We start from the raw sequence: 18,470 nt of genomic DNA, 5'->3' as shown, positions 1-18,470 counted from the left end.
GGGGTGTGGGCTTCTAATTGACCGGGGTTTGTGGTGTGGGCGGCGGGGGGGGGCGGGGGGGGGGGGGGGTGGTGCCGCGCCCCCCCGCCGGGGGAGGGGGGTCAGAGGGTGCCGGGCAGCGAGACCTCGGTCAGCCGGCCGATCGGGACGTCGACGCCGTCCACGACCGCGCTGGGCTCGTCGCCGGAGATCCGCACGGAGCCGACCGTGCCGGTCACCGTGGCGCCCTTCTCGTCGGTGTAGCTGACGGTGTGGCCGACGAGGGCCCCGGCGGAGAGCGAGCGCTGCAGGGCCACCAGCGAGGCGTTCTGCGCGGCGATCTCCTCCAGCTTCTCCACCTGGGTGAACGTCGCGGTCTGCGACATGAACTCGGTGGTGCTGGCCGGGCTGTTCGGGTCCTGGTAGCGCATCTGGGCGACCAGGAGTTGCAGGAACACGTCCTTGCCCATCTGGTCGGTGCGGGTCACGCTGCTGGTGGCGGTCGTGGCGGCGGTGCCGCCGACCCCGGACACGGGGCTGGTCATCGGTCGCTCCTCTCAGACCCGGACGTCCAGGCCGGACTGACCCGGGGTGGTGCTGACGCGGACCGGCCGGTCCGCGTCGCCGTCGCTGCCGCGCGGCCACGGCCGGCCGCGGCCGTCGGACTGCCCGTGCCTGCCGGCGCGGTGGCCGGCGGCGTGCTGCTGGGCCGACGCCCACGCCCCGCCCGCGTCGCGGTCGACCGAGGCGTTCGTGCAGGTGAGGCCGGCGCTCGCCAGGTCGCGGCGCAGGTCCGGCAGAGCCTCGAGCAGCGCGGCGCGGCCGGCCTCGGTGGCGCTCTTCAGCGAGAGGTCGACCGCGCCCTGGCTCAGGGTCACCTGGACCTCGACCGGCCCGAGGGCCTCCGGGGTGAGCACCACGGTCAGGGTGTGGGTGCCGTCCGGCGCCGTGCGCAGGACGGCGACCTGCTGCGCGACCTGACCCGACACCGGGGGTGCCGGCGCGGCCGGAGCGGCGGGGTCGGCGACCGGCACCGGCGCCGCCGTCGGGAGGGCGGGAGCTCCCGCGGCGGTGAGTGGAGCCCCTGACGGAGCCGGGGCGGGTGCGGGCGCGGGGCCGTCCTGGCCGGAGCCGGTGCCGGTGCCGGTGTCCGCGCCCCCGGCCGTCGCCGGGGCGGCGGCCGGCTGGGGGAGCGGGACGACGCTGTCCGGGGCTCCGAGCTCCGGCGCCGTCGGGGTCCCCGGCGCGTCGGCGCCGGCGAGGACGACGGTCAGCCCCGGGAGCGGGTCGGGCGCTGCAGCGGTCGCCGGGGCCGGCACGGGAGCGCCGGGCAGGACGGCGTCGGCCGCGGGTGCCGCCGGGACGGGGACCGCACCGGCCGGCAGCCCGGCCGCGGGCAGGCCGGCGGGCGGCACCGCCGCGGGGACGCCGTCCGGGACGACGGGCAGCGCGGCGGTACCGAGCGCGGCGCCGGCCGCCGCGTCGACCGCGACCACGGCGGAGCCGGCGGCCGCGTGCGCGACGGCGTTCGCCGGCCCGGTCGCAGCCGGGCCGATCCCCGTGAACAGCGCCCACAGGCCCGGCGGCATGCCGGCGCCGGCGACGGGGGGCTCGACGACGGGCTGCTCGCCGTCCGGGGCGTCGGGGGCCGGCTCGGCCGGGGTGTCCCCGGTCGTCGCGGCCCGTCCCCGGCCGCGGGGACCGCCCTGCCCGCTGCTGACCGCGTCGTCGAGGGCGGTGTCCAGGGCGCTGGCGAAGCGCTCGCGTCCGTCGGGTGCGTCGGTCGCGGCCGGGCTCGCGGCGGTCGGGGCCGGCGCCGGCGCGGCCGGTGCCAGAGGTGCTGTCATCGGAGGGCCTCTGCCTTGCTCGTCACGCTGCGGACGTAGTTCTGCGTCTCGGCGTAGGGCGGGATGCCGCCATAGCGGCGGACCGTCCCGGGCCCGGCGTTGTAGGCGGCCAGGCCCAGCTCGGGAGAGCCGAACTGCTCGGTCAGGTCGGCCAGGTAGCGGGCCGCGCCGTCGACGGCCGAGGCCGGGTCGAAGGGGTCGACGCCCAGGCCCCGGGCGGTGGCGGGCATGAACTGCATGAGGCCCTGGGCGCCGGCGGGGGAGACCGCGGAGGCGTCGAACCCGGACTCCTGCTGGGCGACGGCGGCCAGCAGCGCCGGGTCGACGCCGTGCCGGCTGCCGGCCCGCGTGAAGAGGTCGGCGTACGGGACGCCGGACAGGGAGGCCGCGGCCGGCGCGGCCGGCGCCGGCTCGGCCGGCAACACGCGGCGGATGACCGACGGGTTGCCGACGTCCTGCACCTTGACGACCTCGCCGGCCTGCGGGGCGGCGATCATCTTGCCGTCCCCGACGTAGATGCCGACGTGGTCGATCCCGGGGCGGCCCGAGGAGTGGTCGAAGAACACCAGGTCGCCCGGGCGGGCGTCGGCCAGGTTCGCCACCGGCCGGCCGGCCGTGGCCTGCTGCGAGGAGGTGCGCGGCAGGTCGATGCCGAGGTTGCCGTAGACCAGCTGGGTGAAACCGGAGCAGTCGAGGCCCTTGGCCGGGTCGGTGCCGCCCCACAGGTAGGGGACGCCGAGGTACCTGCGGGCCTCGGCGACGACGGCGCCCTCGGACGCGCTGCCGGCGGCGCCGGGCGCGGTCGCGGTGGGAGCGGCGGCGCCGATGAGCCCGGCGGCCGTGGCGGCCGCGGTCCAGTCGGCAGAGGCCGCCGGGCGGGGCGCGACGAGGAAGCGGGCCCGGATCTCGCTGATCCGGGACTGCACCGCGGTCAGTCCGTCCACGCCGCCTCCCCGTCGGTGCGGGCGCGGCGACCGGAGCGGCCGGTGACGAGGTCGTCCACGGACCTCTCCTCGGCAGCCTGCTCGGCCAGTCGCACCGCCTGCAGGTGTCGTTCTCGCAACCGCTCCAGGCCCTTGGTGCGCTGCGCGGCCGCCGTCCAGGCCGCGCGGACCAGCTCGGCCTGCTCGGCGGAGGCGGTCGCCAGGGACCGGGCGGCGGCGGCGTCCTCGGCGGCGAGCCGCGACAGTGCCATTCGCGCGCGAAAGGCACCGGGGTCCGTGGGGCCGGTGGGCAGGACGGTGGCGAGCGCGGCCTCGGCCTCGGTCGCGCGGCGGTCGGCCTCGGCGGCGGTCCGGGCGGCCTCGGCCGCGGCGAGCGCGGCCGCCCGCTCCTCGGTGCGGCGCACCTCGAGGACCGGTTGCAGCCGGAAGGGAGCCCGCTTCACGCGGACCGGACGATCCGGTTCAGCCACGCCCACGACTCGCCGGCCGGGGTGAGCTCGCCGGTGGGCTGCTGCAGGAACGACTCGATCGCCGGGGCCAGCTGCCGGGCGCGGTCGACCAGCGGGTCGGTGCCGGCCTGGTAGGCGCCGATCTCGATGAGCTCCCTGACGTCGCGCAGCGCGCCCAGGAGCCGGCGCACCTCGCGGGCGTCGGCCATCTGCGGCGGCGGCACGACTGCGGTCGCCACGCGGGAGATCGACTCGAGCACGTCGATCGCGGGGAAGTGGCCGGCGGTGGCCAGCTTGCGGGTGAGCACCACGTGGCCGTCGAGGATGGAGCGGGCGGTGTCGGCGATCGGCTCGTTGTGGTCGTCGCCGTCCACCAGCACCGTGTAGAGGCCGGTGATCGAGCCGACCGCCGCCGTCCCGGCCTTCTCCAGCAGCTTGGGCATCATCGCGAAGACGCTCGGCGGGTAGCCGCGGGTCGCCGGCGGCTCGCCCGCCGACAGGCCGACCTCGCGCTGGGCCATCGCGGTGCGGGTGATCGAGTCCATCATCAGCAGCACGTCGCGGCCCTGGTCGCGGAAGCCCTCGGCGATGCGGGTGGCGACGAACGCCGCCTTGAGCCGCACCAGCGGCGGCTCGTCGGAGGTGGCGACGACGACGACGGTGCGCGCCATCCCCTCCGCACCGAGGTTCTCCTCGAGGAACTCGCGCACCTCGCGGCCACGCTCGCCGATCAGCCCGATGACCCGCACGTCGGCGTCGGTGCCGCGGGTGATCTGGGCCAGCAGCGTGGACTTGCCCACGCCCGAGCCGGCGAAGATGCCCAGCCGCTGGCCCCTGCCGAGCGGGACCATCGTGTCCAGCACCCGGACCCCCGAGGTCAGCGGCTCCTCCACCCGGGTGCGGGTGAGGGCGTGCGGGGTCTCGCTGACCAGGTCGACGAACTCCAGCGAGCGGGCGTCCAGCGGCGGGCCGCCGTCCACCGGCCGGCCCAGGCCGTCGAGCACCCGGCCGAGCAGCGCCTCGCCCACCGGCACCTGCAGAGGCATGCCCGTGGCGCGCACCCGCGCGCCGGCGTGCACGCCGGAGAGCTCCCCGAGCGGCATGCAGGTGAGCCGCTCGCGGGCGACGGCGACCACCTCGGCCAGCAGGCCCCCGCGCGGCGAGGGGTTGATCTCCACCAGGTCGCCGACGGCGGCGGTCACGCCCTCGACGGAGAGGGTCAGCCCCATCGCGCCGACGACCGAACCGGTCACCTGCGGGCGGGCTGCCGCGCGGGCGCGGGCGAGGAGCCCGAGTGTCACGGTGCCAGCACCGCCCGGACCCGCTCGAGCGCGGCGCCCAGCTGGGCGTCCACGCGGGACGGGCCGGTCTCGGCGATCGCGCCGGCGCGCTCGACGGCGAGGTCGCCGACGACCCGGACCGTGTCCGGCAGCTCGGCCAGCGCCTCGGCGGGCAGCTCGGCGAGGTCGTCGGGGTGCAGCCGGACGACGGTGGGCGCGTCGGCCGGGCACAGCGTCAGCGCCCGGCGGACGGCGTCCACCACGGGGGAGTCGGTCAGGGCCAGCTCGCGGCAGAGCACGTCCTCGACCAGGGTCAGCACGATGGTGATGACCGAGTCGCGGACGTCCTCGGCGACCGGCAGGGCGGCCTGCTCGAGCTGGCTGACGGCCGCACCGAGGGCCGCGGTGGCCGAGACCATCCGCCGCTCCCAGCGGGCCTGGACCTCGGCCAGGCGTGCCTCGGCGGCCCGTTCGGCCTCGGCGACGACGGTGGCGGCGGCCGTGCTGCCCTCGGCGTGGCCGGCGGCGTAGCCCTCCTGGCGGGCGTGCTCGCGCAGCCGGGCCAGTTCCTCGGCGTAGACGTCGCCGAGCCGGAACGACGTCCGGCCGCCGGGCACCGGCACGTCGGCCGCCCGGCGGACCGTCGTCCGCCGCTCGCCGGTCTGCTGCGACGGGACCGGCACCGCGCGGGTGTAGGCCGCACGCGGCGCGGCCTGCGCGGCGGAGCCGCCGCGGAGCAGCGCGGACTCCCGCGTCACCCGGAGTTCGGCGGCCCCCTGCAGGGACCCGCCGCGAGCCTGCGAGTGGCGGGGGGCAGGGGGTCCTTCAGGCGACGAAATCGTCCTCACCGCCCCGCGAGATGGTCAGCACGCCCTGCTCCTCGAGGGTGCGGACGACGCCGACGACCTTGGCCTGCGCCTCCTCGACCGTCCGGGTGCGGACCGGGCCGAGCAGCTCGATCTCCTCGGCCAGGTTCTCGGCGGCGCGCTCGGAGAGGTTCCGCACGACCTTGTCGCGGACGTCGGGGCGCACGCCCTTGAGCGCGGTGGCCAGGTCGTTGGCCTCCACCTCGCGCAGCACCAGCTGCAGGGAGCGGTCATCGATGGTCACGATGTCCTCGAACACGAACATCTGCGCGCGCACCTGCTCGGCCAGCTCCGGGTCGGTGCTGTCGAGCCACTCGAGGATGGAGCGCTCGGTCGGCCGCGGCGAGCGGTTGATGATCTCGACGAGGGTCTCGACGCCGCCGACGGTGCTCATGTCCTGGTGGGCGAGCAGCGAGCCCATGCGGCGGCCGAGCTCCTCCTCGACCAGGCGGACCATCTCCGGGGAGGTGCGGTCCATGGTCGCGATGCGGTGCGCGACCGCGGCCTGCTGCTCCGGGGCGAACCCGGAGAGCACCTCGGCCGACTGCGCGGCGGTCAGGTGCGCGAGCACCAGGGCGATGACCTGCGGGTGCTCGTCCTTGAGGAAGGTCACCAGCTGCCGGACGTCGGCGTTGCGGAGCGAGGCGAAGGGCACCTCGGTGTAGACGACGTTGAGCCGGGACAGGATGCCGTCGGCCTTGTCCTCGCCGAGGCCCGCCGCGAGGATCTCGCGGGCGAACTCGACGCCGCCGCGCCCCACGAACCGCTGGGCGGTCATGAGGTGGTGGAACTCCTCGAGCACGTCGTCGACGTCGTCGGGCTCGACGGATCCGAGCTTCATCAGCTCACGGGTCACCTGCTCGACCTCGCGCGGGCGCATCTTGGCCAGCAGCGCGCCGGCCTCCTCCTTGGACAGCTGCGCGATGAAGACCGCGGCCTTGCGCAGCCCCGGGATCTCCCGGCGTTCGCGGACGGCGGGGAGGACGGCGGTCGGCGCGGCCGCGGGGGCCATGCCGACCATCTGCTCGACGGACGCCAGAGTCATGACTTCGCACCGCTCTCGCTCAGCCAGCCGCGCAGCATCGCTGCGACCTCGTCCGGCTTCTCACTGACCATGGTGGCGATCTCGCTGCGGACCCGGGCCCGCTCGGCGGCCTCGAGCTCGAGCTGCGCGTTGTCGACGAGCGGTGCCGCCCGCGTGCTCTCGATGCGGATGCGGTCCAGCTCGGCCATCACGTCGTCGGCGAGCTCGAGCGCCTCGTAGTCCTCGTCCTCCTCGTCCTCCCGGCCGCGCCGGGAGCGCAGCCAGACGACGAGCACGAGCAGGGCGATGCCGAGGGCGATGCCGCCGGTCTTGACCATCGACCACAGCTGCGCCTGCCGCTCGGCCTCCTCGGCGGCGGCCAGCTCCTCGGCCGCCCGGTCCGCGGCGCTGGTGTCGAAGGCCATCGAGGCGACGGTGATGTCGTCACCGCGGGCCACGTCCAGGCCGACGGCGTTGCCGATCAGGTCCTGGACCTGCGCCTGGTTGAGGTTGCCGGCGACGGCCTCGTCCATGACGACGGAGACGGTGAGCCGGTTGATGGTGCCGGGCGCGGCCTCGACGGTCTCGACGACCGTGCCGACGGCGTTGTTGGCCGTCGTCGACTCCTTGTTGTACGTCGACTCCCCGGCCCCGGCCCCGGCCCCGGCGTCGGCCTGGTTCTCCGGGCCGAGGATGCCGCCGACGGCGGCGCCGTTGCCGGTGTACTCCTCGGTCGTCGTGCTCTCCGAGAGAGGCGGGGTGCCCTCCTCGTAGACGTGCGTCTCGGACGTCGTGCTGCGCTGGGCGAGGTCGAGGTCGGCGCGCACCGAGACCTGGGCACGGCCCACGCCGAGCACTCGGTCGAGGATCGCCTGCGCGTTGGACGCCAGCCGGTCCTCGTAGTCCTGCTCCAGCTGCGAGCGGGCGTCGCCGGCGGCCGCGGTCACGCCCTGGCCGGGAGCCGAGAGCACCGTGCCGGCGGCGTCGGCGACGGTGACCTGCTCGGGGTCCATGCCCTCGATGCTCGAGGAGACCAGGTTGGTCACCGCCTGCACCTGGCCGCTGTCCAGCGCCGTGCCCGGTGCCAGGTCCAGCAGCACCGAGGCGGTGGGCTCGGCCTCGTCGGAGGCGAACACCTCCTCCTCGGGCAGGGCCAGGTGCACGACGGCGGTGCGCACGCCCTCCAGCGACTCCAGCGTGCGGGACAGCTCGTCCTGCAGGGCGCGCTGGTAGGTCACCTGCTGCTGGAACTCGCTGGTGGTGATGCCCTGCTCGTCGAGCAGCGCGTAGCCGGTGTCGTTGCCGGCGGGCAGGCCCTTGCCGCTCATCGACAGCCGCAGGTCGTAGACCTGCTCGTTCGGCACCATGATCGTCCCGCCGCCGTCGGCGAGTTCGTAGGCGACACCGGCCGCGTTCAGCTCCTCGACGATCGCCGACGCGTCGGCCGACGCCAGGTTCGAGAACAGCGGCGCGTAGGTCGGGGCGGTGATCCAGCGGTAGAAGAAGAACCCGCCGAGGAGCAGCCCCGCGGCGAGCAGGCCGATGACGACCTTCTGGCCGAGGCTGATCGTGGACAGCGCGGAGCGGATCCGCTCCAGCGGCCCGGCGAGGGCAGCGGGCATCAGACCGGCATCCTCAGGATCTCGTTGAAGGCCTCGACGGCCTTGTTCTTGATGGTCACGACCATGTCGGTGGCGAGCTTGGCCTCGTTGGCCGCGATCATGTAGTCGTGCACGTCGCGCAGGTCGCCGGTGGCGGCCTGGACGGCGAGACCGTCGGACGTGGCCTGCTTGGCCTGCAGCTCCTCCAGCGAGGAGGCGAGCACCGAGGCGAAGCCGTTGTCGCCGGCCGCGGTGGCCGGCGCGACGTCGGGGGTGGCCGCCGCCCCGGTGACCCCGGACAGCCCGGTGATCGCGGTCGGGAACGAGACGCCGCCGATGGGGGAGGTCATGGTCAGCCCTTCCCGAGCTGGAGTGCGGCCTGGTAGGCGGTGGTGGCGCGCTCGACGACGGCGAGGTTCGCCTGGTAGCCGCGCTGCGCCATGATCAGCTGGGTCATCTGGTCGCCCAGGTCGATGTCGGGGTACTTCACGTAGCCGTTGGCGTCGGCGAGCGGGTGGTCGGGCTCGTGGACCACCCGCCCCTCGGCGCTGCCGTACTCGGCCCGGGCCACGCGGACCCCGCCCTCGCCGGACCCGTAGTCGACGGCCTGCGCCACGATCAGCCGCTCCTGGAACGCGTCCTGGTCGGTCGAGGTGACGTTGTTGATGTTGGCGATGTTGTCCGAGACGGCGTCCAGCCACTTGCGGTGGACGAGGAGCCCGGAGCCGGAGATTCCGAGCGAGTCGAACGTGCTCATGCCCGTCACGCCGTCCGCAGCGACGTGCGCAGCACGTTGTACTTGCCGTCGAGGGCGCCCAGCGCCAGCTGGTAGCGCAGGCCGGTCTCGGTGGCGATGACGGTCTCGGCGTCGAGGTTGACGTTGTTGCCGTCCATCCGGGTGGGCTCCATCGAGCGGCGCACCGTGCCCGTGGTGGCGGTCGGGGTCCGGCCGCCGGCCAGGGCGCCGCGCAGGCCGGTCTCGAAGTCGACGCGGCCGGCCAGGAAGCCGGGCGTCTGCAGGTTCGCGATGTTGTCGGCGGTGACCCGCTGCCGCTGGGCGAGCCCGGACAGGGCGGAGTGCAGGGCCGACGAGGTGACGTCGCCGATCACAGGGCGGTTCCGCGGGCAGGGCGGCAGGACACGATCGGCCTCCGGGTACGCAGGAGACACTCGCGAGCGAGTGAGTGGTTCGCCGATCCGTGGCGAGAGGTGCGCTTTCCGTGCTCTGCAGTCATCGGCACCGGCCCGTCGGCCCCTGACCAGGAGACCCTCACGGGAGTGGTGGCTGTACTCCGGTGGGGTGGAGGTGCCGACTGTGACTCGCGGTGCGCAGCGGACCTCGCGGGGTGGGTCCTGCCCCGGGGACGACGACGCCCCCCGCAGCGCCGGTGCCGGCGCCACGGGGGGCGAGAGGAGTATGGGGTGTGGCTCTCAGAGAGCCCTGTCGATGTAGGAGGCGACCGGGCGGGGCGGGCCGTAGGACATCCGGGCGGCGACGTCGCGCTGCCGGCGGGACTGGATGATCCGCTCGACCAGCTCCTCGGCGACCGCGAGCTGGTGCTGCAGCAGCCGGGCGGCGCGCTCGCGGAGGTCCTCGGGGACCGGGCCCAGGGCCGACGCGGGTGGGACCCAGTCCTCGGCGCGGCGGCCCCAGGCGGCGATCGCGTCCTCGCGGTCGGACCGCAGCGTGGACTCGGCGGCGAGCACCTCGCCCTCGAGCTCGTCGAGGACGGTGGCCCAGTCGCGCGACGCCTCCCCGCCGCCGGCCGGGGAGGGGCGACCGGGGGTCATGCGGAGGTGCCGGCGAGCGTGACGGCGGCCTGCCGCCACGCGTCCCGGAGCGGCTCGGCGATCTGCCGGCAGGCCGACACGCGGTTGCGGTCGCGCTTGACGCCGGCCTGCACGAGCTCGGTGATCATCCAGCTGTAGAGCGCGGCCAGCCGCGGACCGCCCTCCCACGCGTCGACCCGCAGGCTCTCGCGCAGCTCGAAGACGATGTCCTGGGCGTGCTGGATCTGCGCGGCGGCCTCGACGCGGTCGCCGGTGTCGAGGGCGATCTCGGCGCGCTCGAGGTCGAGCACGAGCCGGTCGTACAGCATCACGAGGATCCGCTGCGGGGAGGCCGTCGCGACCGAGTCGCCGAGGTAGCGGGAACGGAGGGAGGCGGTGCTCATCGTGTGCGTCTCCTGGGGAAGCGGGGGTACTGGGAGGATCGGCCGCGCGGGCCTCAGCTTGAGCTGGGCAGCGAAGCGAGCTGGCCGGCCAGCCACGTCGACTGGTTCCGCAGCGAGCCCAGCGCGGTCTCCATGGCGGTGAACTGGCGGGTCAGCGTCGCCTTGCGGGCGGCCAGCCGGAGGTCCCAGTCCGCGATGCGCGACTCGAAGTCCTTCGCCAGCGTGTCCCGCCCCTGCGCCAGCAGGGTGAGGGTGCCCGTCGTCGAGTCCGCCGCCCGCTCGGCGAGGGTCTGCAGGCGCTGGCTGAGCCCGTCGACGGCGGGGGTCGCCGGCGTGGTCGTGTCGTCGCCCGGCGCGCCGGCGAGCATCCGCTGGACCACGTCGGGGTCGGAGGCCAGCTTGGCCAGGAACGCCGTCTGGTCGAAGGTCACCGTGCCGTCGCGGGTCAGCTCGATGCCGATCGCGCCGGGGGAGCCCGCCCCGCCGACCGCGTCGGAGACGGCCTGCAGCAGCTGGCCGGTGAGCGTGCGCAGCTCGAAGTCGCCCTTGAGCGCGGCGGTGCTGCCCGTCTCGGAGTTGCTGTGCGTCCTGATGGAGCCGAGCGCCGAGTTGACCGCGTCGACCAGCGACTTCGCCTTGGCGGCGACCGTCTTGGGGTCCTCGCCGACCTCCACGACCGCGGTCGCGTTCTGCTCGGACACGGTGACCGAGACGCCGGTCATCAGCTCGGCGAAGGTGTTGGTGGACGACGAGATCCGGACGCCGCCCAGGTCCAGCACCGCGTCCGTGGCGAACGACGTCCGGGTGAACGGGGTCCCCGCCGCGGCCTGCACGACGACGTCGCCGGCGGCGCCCGAGGTGGCACTGGTCAGCTGGAGGCGATAGCCGTTGCCGGTGTTCACGGTGGTGGCGCGGACGCCGGCGCCCTCCAGGCCGTTGATGTGGGCGACGGTCTGCGCGAGCGTCGCCCCGGCGGGGGGCTCGATGACCGTGGAGGTGCCGTCCGGCCGGCTGATCGTCAGCGGCCACGGTGAGGGCTCGGGTGACCGGGGGGCGCGGACGTCGGTGGTGGCGGAGTCCCAGGTCGTGCTGCTGAGGTAACTGGCGGTCGAGGCCAGCGAGGTCACCGTGAAGCTGATCCGGCTGCCGGTCACGGCGGTCGACGTGGCGCTCGCGGTCACCGAGGTGGCGCTGCTGCTCGCCGTCCGGGCCGCGGCCAGGCCCTCGGCGGTGAGCGCCTCCGCGGCGGTGCGCACGGCGTCGACCTTGGTGTTGACCGCGCGGTAGGCGTTCGCCGCGGCCTGCGTGGCGTTCAGCTGCGTCCGCAGCCGGGTCTGCGGCAGGGCCTCGGCGGCGACGAGCTGGGAGACGAGGGTGGTGGTGTCCAGGCCGGAGACCAGGCCGTCGACGCTCAGGCTTGCCATGGGTGCCTCCCGGCGGGGTCAGGGGGTGGGGACGCCAGTGAGGGGAGAGGCCGGGGCCTCCCCCCTCACCGGGTGGTGCCGTGCTGTCAGGCGCTCAGCGCCCCGGGTCAGCCGAGGAGCTGCAGGACACCCTGCGAGCTCTGGTTGGCCTGGGCGAGCATCGCCGTACCGGCCTGCGACAGGATCTGCGACCGGGTGAAGGACACCATCTCCAGGGCCATGTCGGTGTCGCGGATGCGGCTCTCCGATGCGGTCAGGTTCTCGACGGTGGCGTTCAGGTTGTTGATCTTGTGCTCGAGGCGGTTCTGCACGGCACCCAGCTTGGCCCGCTCGGTGGAGACGGTGGCGATGGCGCTGCCGATGGCGTTGATCGCCGCGGAGGCGCCGGCCGCCGTGCCGATGGTGCCGGAGGCACCCAGCGCGGCAGCGTCCATGTCGGCGATGCTGACCGCGAGGGTCTCGCCGGCGTTCGACCCCACCTGGAAGGTCTTGTTGGTGTAGGTGCCGTCCAGCAGCTTGGTGCCGTTAAACGTGGTCTTGCTGGCGATGTCGTCCAGCTCGGACTTCAGCGCCGTGAACTCCTCGTTCGCCTTGGCCTTGTCGGTGTCGCTCAGGGCACCGTCGTTGGCCGCCTGCACCGCGAGGTCACGCATGCGCTGCAGGATGGAGTGGGTCTCGGTGAGGGCACCCTCAGCGGTCTGGACGACCGAGATGCCGTCCTGGGCGTTGCGGACGGCGACCTTGAGGCCACCGATCTGCGAGCGCAGGCCCTCCGAGATGGCCAGCCCGGCCGCGTCGTCGGCGGCCCGGTTGATGCGCAGACCGCTGGACAGCTTCTCCAGCGACTTGCTCATCGCACCATCGGTCGTGTTCAGGTTGCGGTAGGCGTTGAACGCGGCGATGTTGTTGTTGACGCGCAGACCCATGGTGTTCCTCCTTGGAATCGGGTCGTATCCGGTAACCGCTGCATCCGTGCTGCGGCCTTGCAGGAGTCATTACGGCCGGGACGGGCCGGACCTTGAGGTGAACCGCGAGAGTTTTCTCGATCACCTCGCCCGGACGGGGAGCGCGCGGCCTGGGGTGGGGCGGACGCCTGGGGCGCACGGGGCACGGGGCGGCGTGTCCCCGGGCCGGTGGACGGCGGCGACGGTGGCCGGCCGGGATGGTGGCCGGACGGGGTGCGGCGTCCGCCGGACGCGCCCCCGCCTCCCCGATCCCCCCGCCCGCGCGGCGTCCCCGCGGGGCGATGGAACCCGCGCCTGGGACCCGGGCGCCGGAAGGACGTCTCCGGCCATGAACGTGCTGCTGTCCACGACCCTCTTCACCGGGGGCCTCTACCACCGCATGGCCGAGCCGGCCCGGGCGGTCCGCGAGGCCGGCCTCGGCATCGACGTGACCGTCCAGCGGGGTGTGACGACCACGATGGCCCCCGCCCCGGGGGACCCGGACGGCCCGCTGGTCGTCCGGGACGTCGACGCGCAGGGGGCCGACGTCGTCGTCCTCCAGCTGCCCAAGACGCAGGAGATGCTGGACAGCCTGCGACTGCTGCAGGCCCAGGGCGTGGCCGTCGTCGTCGAGATGGACGACCTGCTGTCCGCCGTGCCGCCCGGGCACCAGGGGTACGACGCCCTCGTCCGCTACGGCGTGGCCCGCTTCGCCGCGGCCTGCGCACGGGAGGCCGACTTCGTCACGGTCTCCACCCCGGCCCTGCTGCCGGAGTACGCGCCGCACGGGCGCGGGATGGTGGTCCCCAACGCGATCCCGCGCCGGATCGCCGAGCTGACCCCCGCCTACCAGCGCGACCCCGCCACCCTGACCATCGGCTGGACCGGCACGGTCGGCACCCACCCGTACGACCTCCAGGAGATGGGGTCCGGGCTGCAGCAGGCGCTCGACCGGACCCGCGGGCGGAGCCGCTTCGCGATCATGGGGCTGGCCGAGGACGCCCGGGAGCGGCTGCGCCTGGCCGAGGACCCGATCCAGATCGACTGGATCAAGGAGGTCGACGGGTACGCCGCGGCGCTCGGTCAGCAGTTCGACGTCGGCCTGGCGCCGCTGCGCCTGGACCGGTTCAACACCTGCAAGAGCTGGCTGAAGGTCCTCGAGTACTCCGCGCGCGGGGTCTTCGCCGTCCGGTCGCCGAGCGCCGAGTACGAGCGTCTCGGCCTGGGCTACCGCGCCAAGCGCCCCCGGGACTGGGCGACCGCGATCAGCCGGGCGGTCGAGGACCCGGACTGGCGCCGGGAGCAGGCGGCTGCCGCCCGCGAGCGGGTGCTGGCGTCCCACCTGACCGAGCACACCGCCGAGCTGTGGGCCACGGCGTGGCGCAAGGCGCGCGAGCACCGCAGCCGGGCCGACCGCATCGGCGCCTGATGCAGCACACCGTCCGCCGTTCCGGCGCTGCCGTGCTCAGGCGCTGCGGCCGGCCGTCACCCACGGGTTGCGGTGCGGGGGCACCGCGGCGGGACGGGGGGAGGGGAGCGGCGGGGCCGCGGCCGGCGGGGCGTTGCGGCCGGCCACCCGGTCGACGTAGGAGCGCTGCTGGTTGCGCGCGCGGACCCCGCCGTCGGCCGGCACGGCCCTGCCCTCCCACACCTCGCTCATCGCCGCGTGCAGCAGGGTCAGCGCGCGGGCGCGCATCTGGGAGACGCGGGAGAGCGTGACGCCCAGGTCGGCGGCGATGTCGGTGAGCGACTCGCCCCCGAAGAAGTTGCGCTCCACGACCTCGTCGAGTCGGTCGGGCAGCTGCCGGATCGCCTCGTGCAGGCACCGCGACCGCTCGCTGCGCAGCAGCGCCCGCTCCGGTGACTCCCCGGTGTCGGGCAGGTCGAGGGAGGTCCCGGCCGGGCCGGTCTCGGCGTCGATGCTCACCATGACCGCGCGGTGGACGTCGACCTGCAGCGAGTCCAGGTCGCTGGTGGCCATGCCGAGGCTGGCGGCGAGCTCCTCCCGCGTCGGCGGGCGGCCCAGCTGGATGGCGAGGGCGTCGGCCGCGGCGTCGGTGCGCCGGGCGGCGGCGCGCACCGAGCGGCTGGCCCAGTCACCGGAGCGCAGCTCGTCGAGGACGGCGCCCTGCAGTCGGGCCAGCGCGTAGGTGGCGAACGACGCCCCGGCGGTCGGGTCGAACCTGCGGGCCACCTCGACCAGCGCCACCCGCGCGCAGGACAGCAGGTCCTCGCGGCTGACGTGCCCGGGCAGCGAGATGCGCGAGGCGACCGCGTTGACCGCGAAGGCGGCCAGCGGGAGGTGCTCGGTCACCAGCGCGTCGACGTCCCTCGGGGTGGTGCCGGGGAGGGCGGGGTGCCGTCTCGTGCCCGGCCGGACGGGGCCGCCGACGGCCGGGGAGACGGGGAGGCGCGAGGCGGAGGCACTGGACCGCAGGGTCGCCTGGGCACGCGATGGGCTCACGTCCCCCTTCTCGGCAGGCCGGGGCCCGGACGGCACCCCTCCTCGGCACCGACCTGTCCAGACTCGAGTGCTCGGCTCAAGGCCCCCCGGGGGCTGCCGAAGCTGGTCTGTGAGAACCCGCGGGTGGCACCGACGTCTGCCCCGGGGAGTACGGAGGGACGGTGGGGCGCGTGGACTACCAGCACCTGTCGACGTTGCTGTGGCGCGAGCAGGAGCTGCTGGACCTGCTGCTGTTCAAGGCGGAGGAGAAGCAGTACCTGATCGTCACGGGCAAGAGCCGCTGGCTGTCGCGGATCGCGCACGAGATCGAGGTCGTGCTCGACCAGCTGCGGGTGCTGGAGGTGGAGCGCGCGGCAGCCACCGAGGTGCTCGCCCAGCGGCTGGGCGTCGGGGTCAACCCCTCGCTGCGCAAGCTCGCCGAGGCCGCGCCGGCCCCGTGGAACGACCTGTACGCCAAGCACCACGAGGCGCTGTTGGTGCTCGTGACGGAACTGCGCGGCCTGGCCGACAGCAACCGGGAGCTCATCGAGGGCGGGCTGTCGGCGATCGGCGACGCGCTGCTGTCGGTCAAGTCCCCCTCGGCCGGCACCTACGGCTCCACCGGCCGCAGCGACCAGGGCGCGCACCGCGCGGTCACCCTGGACGGTGCCCTGTGAGTTCCACCTTCGGCGGGCTGAACACGGCGCGGACGGCGCTGTGGGCCTCGCAGCGCGGGCTGGACGTCACCGGCCAGAACATCGCCAACGTCAACACCGAGGGCTACTCCCGGCAGCGGGTCGAGCTGCGCGCCATGGGCGGCACCGCCGTCCCGGCGATCCACTCGGTGAGCAGTCCGGTCGGCAACGGCGTGGACGCCGACCAGGTGATCCGCATCCGGGACGTCTTCCTGGAGCGTCGCGGACAGGTCGAGACGGCGCGCACCGCGCAGCTCACCGTGGCCGACGAGGCGCTGACCCAGGTGGAGGCGGCCTTCCGGGAGCCCGGCGGGACCGGCATCCGCAGCATGCTCGACGACGTGTGGGCGGGCTTCAACGCGCTGGCCAACGCCCAGGACCCGACCGAGCCGGCCGTGCGCAGCCAGGTGCTCGAGCGGCTGGACATCCTGGCCTCGGGCCTGCGGACCACCCGGGCCACGCTCGACCAGCAGTGGCAGCAGAGCCACGACAACCTGGTCGCGCTCGCCACCGAGGTCAACTCCACGGCGGCGGCCATCGCCGACCTCAACACCCAGATCGGCCAGGCCACCCGGTCGGGCCTGCCCACCAACGAGCTCTCCGACCGCCGGGACCTGCTGGTCGTGCAGCTGTCCGAGAAGGTCGGGGCCACGTCGGTGGCGGCGCCGGACGGCATGGTCGACGTCATCGTCGGCGGCACGACGCTCGTCGCCGGCAGGTCCGTCCTGGGCCTGCGCGTGGCCGGCGTCGACGACCCCGACGCGGTCGGCGCCGGGGACGACCCGCGGCTGGTGACCACCCTCGGCGGCACGACGCTCCCGCTCGGCGGCACCGCCGGCGGCCAGGTCACGGTGCTGTCGACGACCCTCCCGAACTACCGCCGGGCGCTCGACGGGCTGGCCCGCGACCTGGTCGGCAGGATCAACACGGTCCAGGCCCAGGGCTACGACGTCTCCGGTGCGTCCGGGGCGGCCGAGCCGCTCATGGACGACGGCTCCGGCAACCCCGTCGTCGACCTGGCCAAGGTCAACGCCGGAACCATCAGCGTCCGCGTCACCCGTCCCGAGCTGATCGCCGCGGCCAGGAACGCCCCGGGCGTCATCGGCGCGCCCTCGGCGGACGGTGACAACGCCGACGCCTTCTACGGCCTGAGCCTCGAGGACGGTGGCGTGGACGCCACCTACCGGGCGCTCGTCGTCTCGCTCGGCGTGGAGGCCTCGGTCGCCGCCCGCGACGTCGAGGTGCAGAAGGTGGTCTCCACCCAGGTGGACGCCGCGCGCGAGTCGGTGTCCGGCGTCAACCTCGACGAGGAGATGACCAACATGCTGTCCTTCCAGCACGCCTACAGCGCGGCCGCGCGCATGGTGACCGCGATCGACGAGGCGCTGGACACCCTGATCAGCCGCACCGGCCTCGTGGGGCGGTGACCTGATGCGGATCACCCACCGGGCCGTCACCCAGACCGCGCTGCTCGGCCTGAACGGCAACCTGTCGGCCGTGGCGAAGCTGCAGCAGCAGTTGACCTCCGGGAAGCTCATCAGCTCGCCGTCGGACTCGCCGACCGGGACCAACAAGGCGCTGCAGATCCGGCAGGACCAGAGCGCCGTGCAGCAGTTCGCCACGAACATCTCCGACGGGCAGAGCTGGCTGGACGCGACCGACACCGCGCTGAACACGGCCCTCGGCCAAGTCCAGCGGGTGCGCGCGCTGACCGTGCAGGCGCTCAACACCGGCGCTGCCTCGACCAGTTCGCAGAAGGCCATCGCCGTCGAGGTCGCCGCGCTGCGGCAGAGCCTCCTGGGGGTGGCCAACTCGAGCGTCAACGACCGCGCCCTCTTCGGTGGGGTCACGCAGGGCTCGACGGCGTACGCGTCGGACGGCACCTATGTCGGCGCACCGCCGGTGGGGGACGGGATCACCCGGCGGGTGTCGAACGCCGACCGGATCCGCATCGACGTCACCGGACAGGAGGCCTTCGGCACGCCGGGCCCCGATGACCTCTTCGCGCTGGTCGGGAAGATCGCCTCCGACGTGGAGAACGACCCCGACGCGCTCTCCGCCGACCTCGCTGCGCTCGACGTGGCGCTCGACCGGCTCCTGGGCGCCGCCGCCTCGGTCGGCGCCCGGTCGGCGCGGATGCAGGCCGCCGGCCAGGTCAACACCGACATGCAGCTGACCCTGGCCTCGCAGCTCGTGGACGTCGAGGACATCGACCTGGCCAAGACGATCATGGAGCTCAACCAGACCGAGGTCGGGTACAAGGCGGCGCTGCGGGCCACCGCACAGGTGATCCAGCCGACGCTCGTGGACTTCCTGGCATGACGCTCTCCGCGGTCGCCACCCTGCCCCTGCTGTCGATGACCGAGGCACTGCCCGGGTTCCCGGGCCACCGCGACTACGTGCTGGTGACCGCCGACGGGGACGGGCGGCTGTTCTGGCTGCAGTCGATGGCGCCGGAGGGTCCGCGGTTCCTGGCCGTCGATCCGGGCATGTACTTCCCGGACTACGCACCGGTGCTGCCCCGCGCCGTGTGCGCCGACCTGGAGCTCGACGACCCCGCGGAGGCCCGTCTGTACTGCCTGGTGACGGTGCCGGCCGAGGGACCGGCGGCGGCCACGGCCAACCTGCGGGCCCCGCTGGTGGTCAACCCCGCCAACTGGCGCTCCACGCAGGTCGTCCTGCTCGACGGATCGCTTCCCATCCGGCGTCCGCTGCGCCGATAACCCAGGTGGCGGACGCCGAGCCGTCACCCGCTCCTGCTCCCACCCACCCACCCGCCCACCCGCTCCTGCTCCCACCC

At 74.5% G+C, this 18,470-nt stretch carries 21 protein-coding genes; 5 read left to right on the top strand and 16 right to left on the bottom strand.

Annotated elements, in window-relative coordinates:
- Positions 1-101: 101 nt before the first annotated feature.
- The 15 genes from ACI78Z_RS23165 to ACI78Z_RS23095 all read right to left on the bottom strand — a co-directional run bounded on the left by ACI78Z_RS23165 (position 102) and on the right by ACI78Z_RS23095 (position 12,514).
- A complete protein-coding gene (locus ACI78Z_RS23165; RefSeq protein ID WP_457038888.1) occupies positions 102-524 on the bottom strand; it encodes a flagellar hook assembly protein FlgD in 423 nt (140 codons plus the stop codon).
- A 12-nt stretch (positions 525-536) separates the two neighbouring features.
- The gene (locus ACI78Z_RS23160; protein ID WP_457038887.1) at positions 537-1,826 is read right to left on the bottom strand and encodes a flagellar hook-length control protein FliK; all 1,290 of its coding nucleotides are present in this window, start codon (positions 1,824-1,826) and stop codon (positions 537-539) included.
- A complete protein-coding gene (locus ACI78Z_RS23155) occupies positions 1,823-2,770 on the bottom strand; it encodes a transglycosylase SLT domain-containing protein (protein WP_457038886.1) in 948 nt (315 codons plus the stop codon). The genes ACI78Z_RS23160 and ACI78Z_RS23155 overlap by 4 nt, the downstream gene beginning before the upstream one ends.
- Complete coding sequence (locus ACI78Z_RS23150) at positions 2,758-3,213, bottom strand: flagellar export protein FliJ (RefSeq protein WP_457038885.1); 456 nt, start codon at positions 3,211-3,213, stop codon at positions 2,758-2,760. Before ACI78Z_RS23150 ends, ACI78Z_RS23155 begins: the two co-directional genes overlap by 13 nt.
- On the bottom strand, positions 3,210-4,520 hold the full coding sequence (locus tag ACI78Z_RS23145) for a FliI/YscN family ATPase (protein WP_457038884.1): 1,311 nt from the start codon (positions 4,518-4,520) through the stop codon (positions 3,210-3,212). The genes ACI78Z_RS23150 and ACI78Z_RS23145 overlap by 4 nt, the downstream gene beginning before the upstream one ends.
- Positions 4,517-5,257 carry a FliH/SctL family protein gene (locus tag ACI78Z_RS23140; protein WP_457038883.1) on the bottom strand — a complete coding sequence of 247 codons (741 nt, stop codon included), beginning with the start codon at positions 5,255-5,257 and terminating at the stop codon, positions 4,517-4,519. Before ACI78Z_RS23140 ends, ACI78Z_RS23145 begins: the two co-directional genes overlap by 4 nt.
- 67 nt (positions 5,258-5,324) lie before the next feature.
- On the bottom strand, positions 5,325-6,410 hold the full coding sequence (fliG, locus tag ACI78Z_RS23135) for a flagellar motor switch protein FliG (RefSeq protein ID WP_457038882.1): 1,086 nt from the start codon (positions 6,408-6,410) through the stop codon (positions 5,325-5,327).
- Entirely contained in the window at positions 6,407-8,011 is a 1,605-nt protein-coding gene (gene fliF, locus ACI78Z_RS23130; protein WP_457038881.1) for a flagellar basal-body MS-ring/collar protein FliF, read from the bottom strand. The genes fliG and fliF overlap by 4 nt, the downstream gene beginning before the upstream one ends.
- Complete coding sequence (fliE, locus tag ACI78Z_RS23125; protein WP_457038880.1) at positions 8,011-8,340, bottom strand: flagellar hook-basal body complex protein FliE; 330 nt, start codon at positions 8,338-8,340, stop codon at positions 8,011-8,013. Before fliE ends, fliF begins: the two co-directional genes overlap by 1 nt.
- 2 nt (positions 8,341-8,342) lie before the next feature.
- The gene (locus ACI78Z_RS23120; RefSeq protein ID WP_457038879.1) at positions 8,343-8,747 is read right to left on the bottom strand and encodes a flagellar basal body rod protein FlgC; all 405 of its coding nucleotides are present in this window, start codon (positions 8,745-8,747) and stop codon (positions 8,343-8,345) included.
- 5 nt (positions 8,748-8,752) lie between these two features.
- Positions 8,753-9,100: a flagellar basal body rod protein FlgB gene (locus ACI78Z_RS23115; RefSeq protein ID WP_457038878.1), complete on the bottom strand. Its 348-nt coding sequence runs from the start codon at positions 9,098-9,100 to the stop codon at positions 8,753-8,755.
- Positions 9,101-9,421: 321 nt separating this feature from the next.
- Positions 9,422-9,781, bottom strand: a complete 360-nt coding sequence (locus ACI78Z_RS23110; RefSeq protein WP_457038877.1) for a hypothetical protein — start codon at positions 9,779-9,781, stop codon at positions 9,422-9,424.
- The gene (fliS, locus tag ACI78Z_RS23105; protein WP_457038876.1) at positions 9,778-10,164 is read right to left on the bottom strand and encodes a flagellar export chaperone FliS; all 387 of its coding nucleotides are present in this window, start codon (positions 10,162-10,164) and stop codon (positions 9,778-9,780) included. The genes ACI78Z_RS23110 and fliS overlap by 4 nt, the downstream gene beginning before the upstream one ends.
- 53 nt (positions 10,165-10,217) lie before the next feature.
- Positions 10,218-11,588, bottom strand: coding sequence for a flagellar filament capping protein FliD (gene fliD, locus ACI78Z_RS23100; protein WP_457038875.1), 1,371 nt, complete (start codon positions 11,586-11,588; stop codon positions 10,218-10,220).
- Positions 11,589-11,695: 107 nt separating this feature from the next.
- Positions 11,696-12,514 (bottom strand): flagellin N-terminal helical domain-containing protein, encoded by an 819-nt coding sequence (locus tag ACI78Z_RS23095; RefSeq protein WP_457038874.1) that lies wholly within the window; start codon positions 12,512-12,514, stop codon positions 11,696-11,698.
- Positions 12,515-12,881: 367 nt separating this feature from the next.
- Here ACI78Z_RS23095 and ACI78Z_RS23090 point away from each other — a divergent pair, with 367 nt between their 5' ends.
- Positions 12,882-13,961, top strand: a complete 1,080-nt coding sequence (locus tag ACI78Z_RS23090; protein WP_457038873.1) for a glycosyltransferase family protein — start codon at positions 12,882-12,884, stop codon at positions 13,959-13,961.
- Positions 13,962-13,997: 36 nt separating this feature from the next.
- Here the strand turns inward: ACI78Z_RS23090 and ACI78Z_RS23085 are convergent, their stop codons facing one another.
- A complete protein-coding gene (locus ACI78Z_RS23085) occupies positions 13,998-14,846 on the bottom strand; it encodes a sigma-70 family RNA polymerase sigma factor (RefSeq protein WP_457038872.1) in 849 nt (282 codons plus the stop codon).
- A 320-nt stretch (positions 14,847-15,166) separates the two neighbouring features.
- Here ACI78Z_RS23085 and ACI78Z_RS23080 point away from each other — a divergent pair, with 320 nt between their 5' ends.
- Genes ACI78Z_RS23080 through fliW form a run of 4 tightly spaced genes read left to right on the top strand, consistent with a single transcriptional unit; the run spans position 15,167 to position 18,393 of the window.
- Positions 15,167-15,652 carry a flagellar protein FlgN gene (locus ACI78Z_RS23080; RefSeq protein WP_457038871.1) on the top strand — a complete coding sequence of 162 codons (486 nt, stop codon included), beginning with the start codon at positions 15,167-15,169 and terminating at the stop codon, positions 15,650-15,652.
- Complete coding sequence (gene flgK, locus ACI78Z_RS23075; RefSeq protein ID WP_457038870.1) at positions 15,649-17,097, top strand: flagellar hook-associated protein FlgK; 1,449 nt, start codon at positions 15,649-15,651, stop codon at positions 17,095-17,097. The genes ACI78Z_RS23080 and flgK overlap by 4 nt, the downstream gene beginning before the upstream one ends.
- A 4-nt stretch (positions 17,098-17,101) precedes the next feature.
- On the top strand, positions 17,102-17,992 hold the full coding sequence (gene flgL / locus ACI78Z_RS23070) for a flagellar hook-associated protein FlgL (protein WP_457038869.1): 891 nt from the start codon (positions 17,102-17,104) through the stop codon (positions 17,990-17,992).
- The gene (gene fliW, locus ACI78Z_RS23065) at positions 17,989-18,393 is read left to right on the top strand and encodes a flagellar assembly protein FliW (protein ID WP_457038868.1); all 405 of its coding nucleotides are present in this window, start codon (positions 17,989-17,991) and stop codon (positions 18,391-18,393) included. Before flgL ends, fliW begins: the two co-directional genes overlap by 4 nt.
- Positions 18,394-18,470 lie beyond the last annotated feature (77 nt).

The organism is Geodermatophilus sp. SYSU D01176 (genome assembly GCF_054050015.1).
The sequence above is the reverse complement of the archived record's forward strand: the minus strand, read 5'-3'. Positions and strand labels throughout refer to the sequence as shown.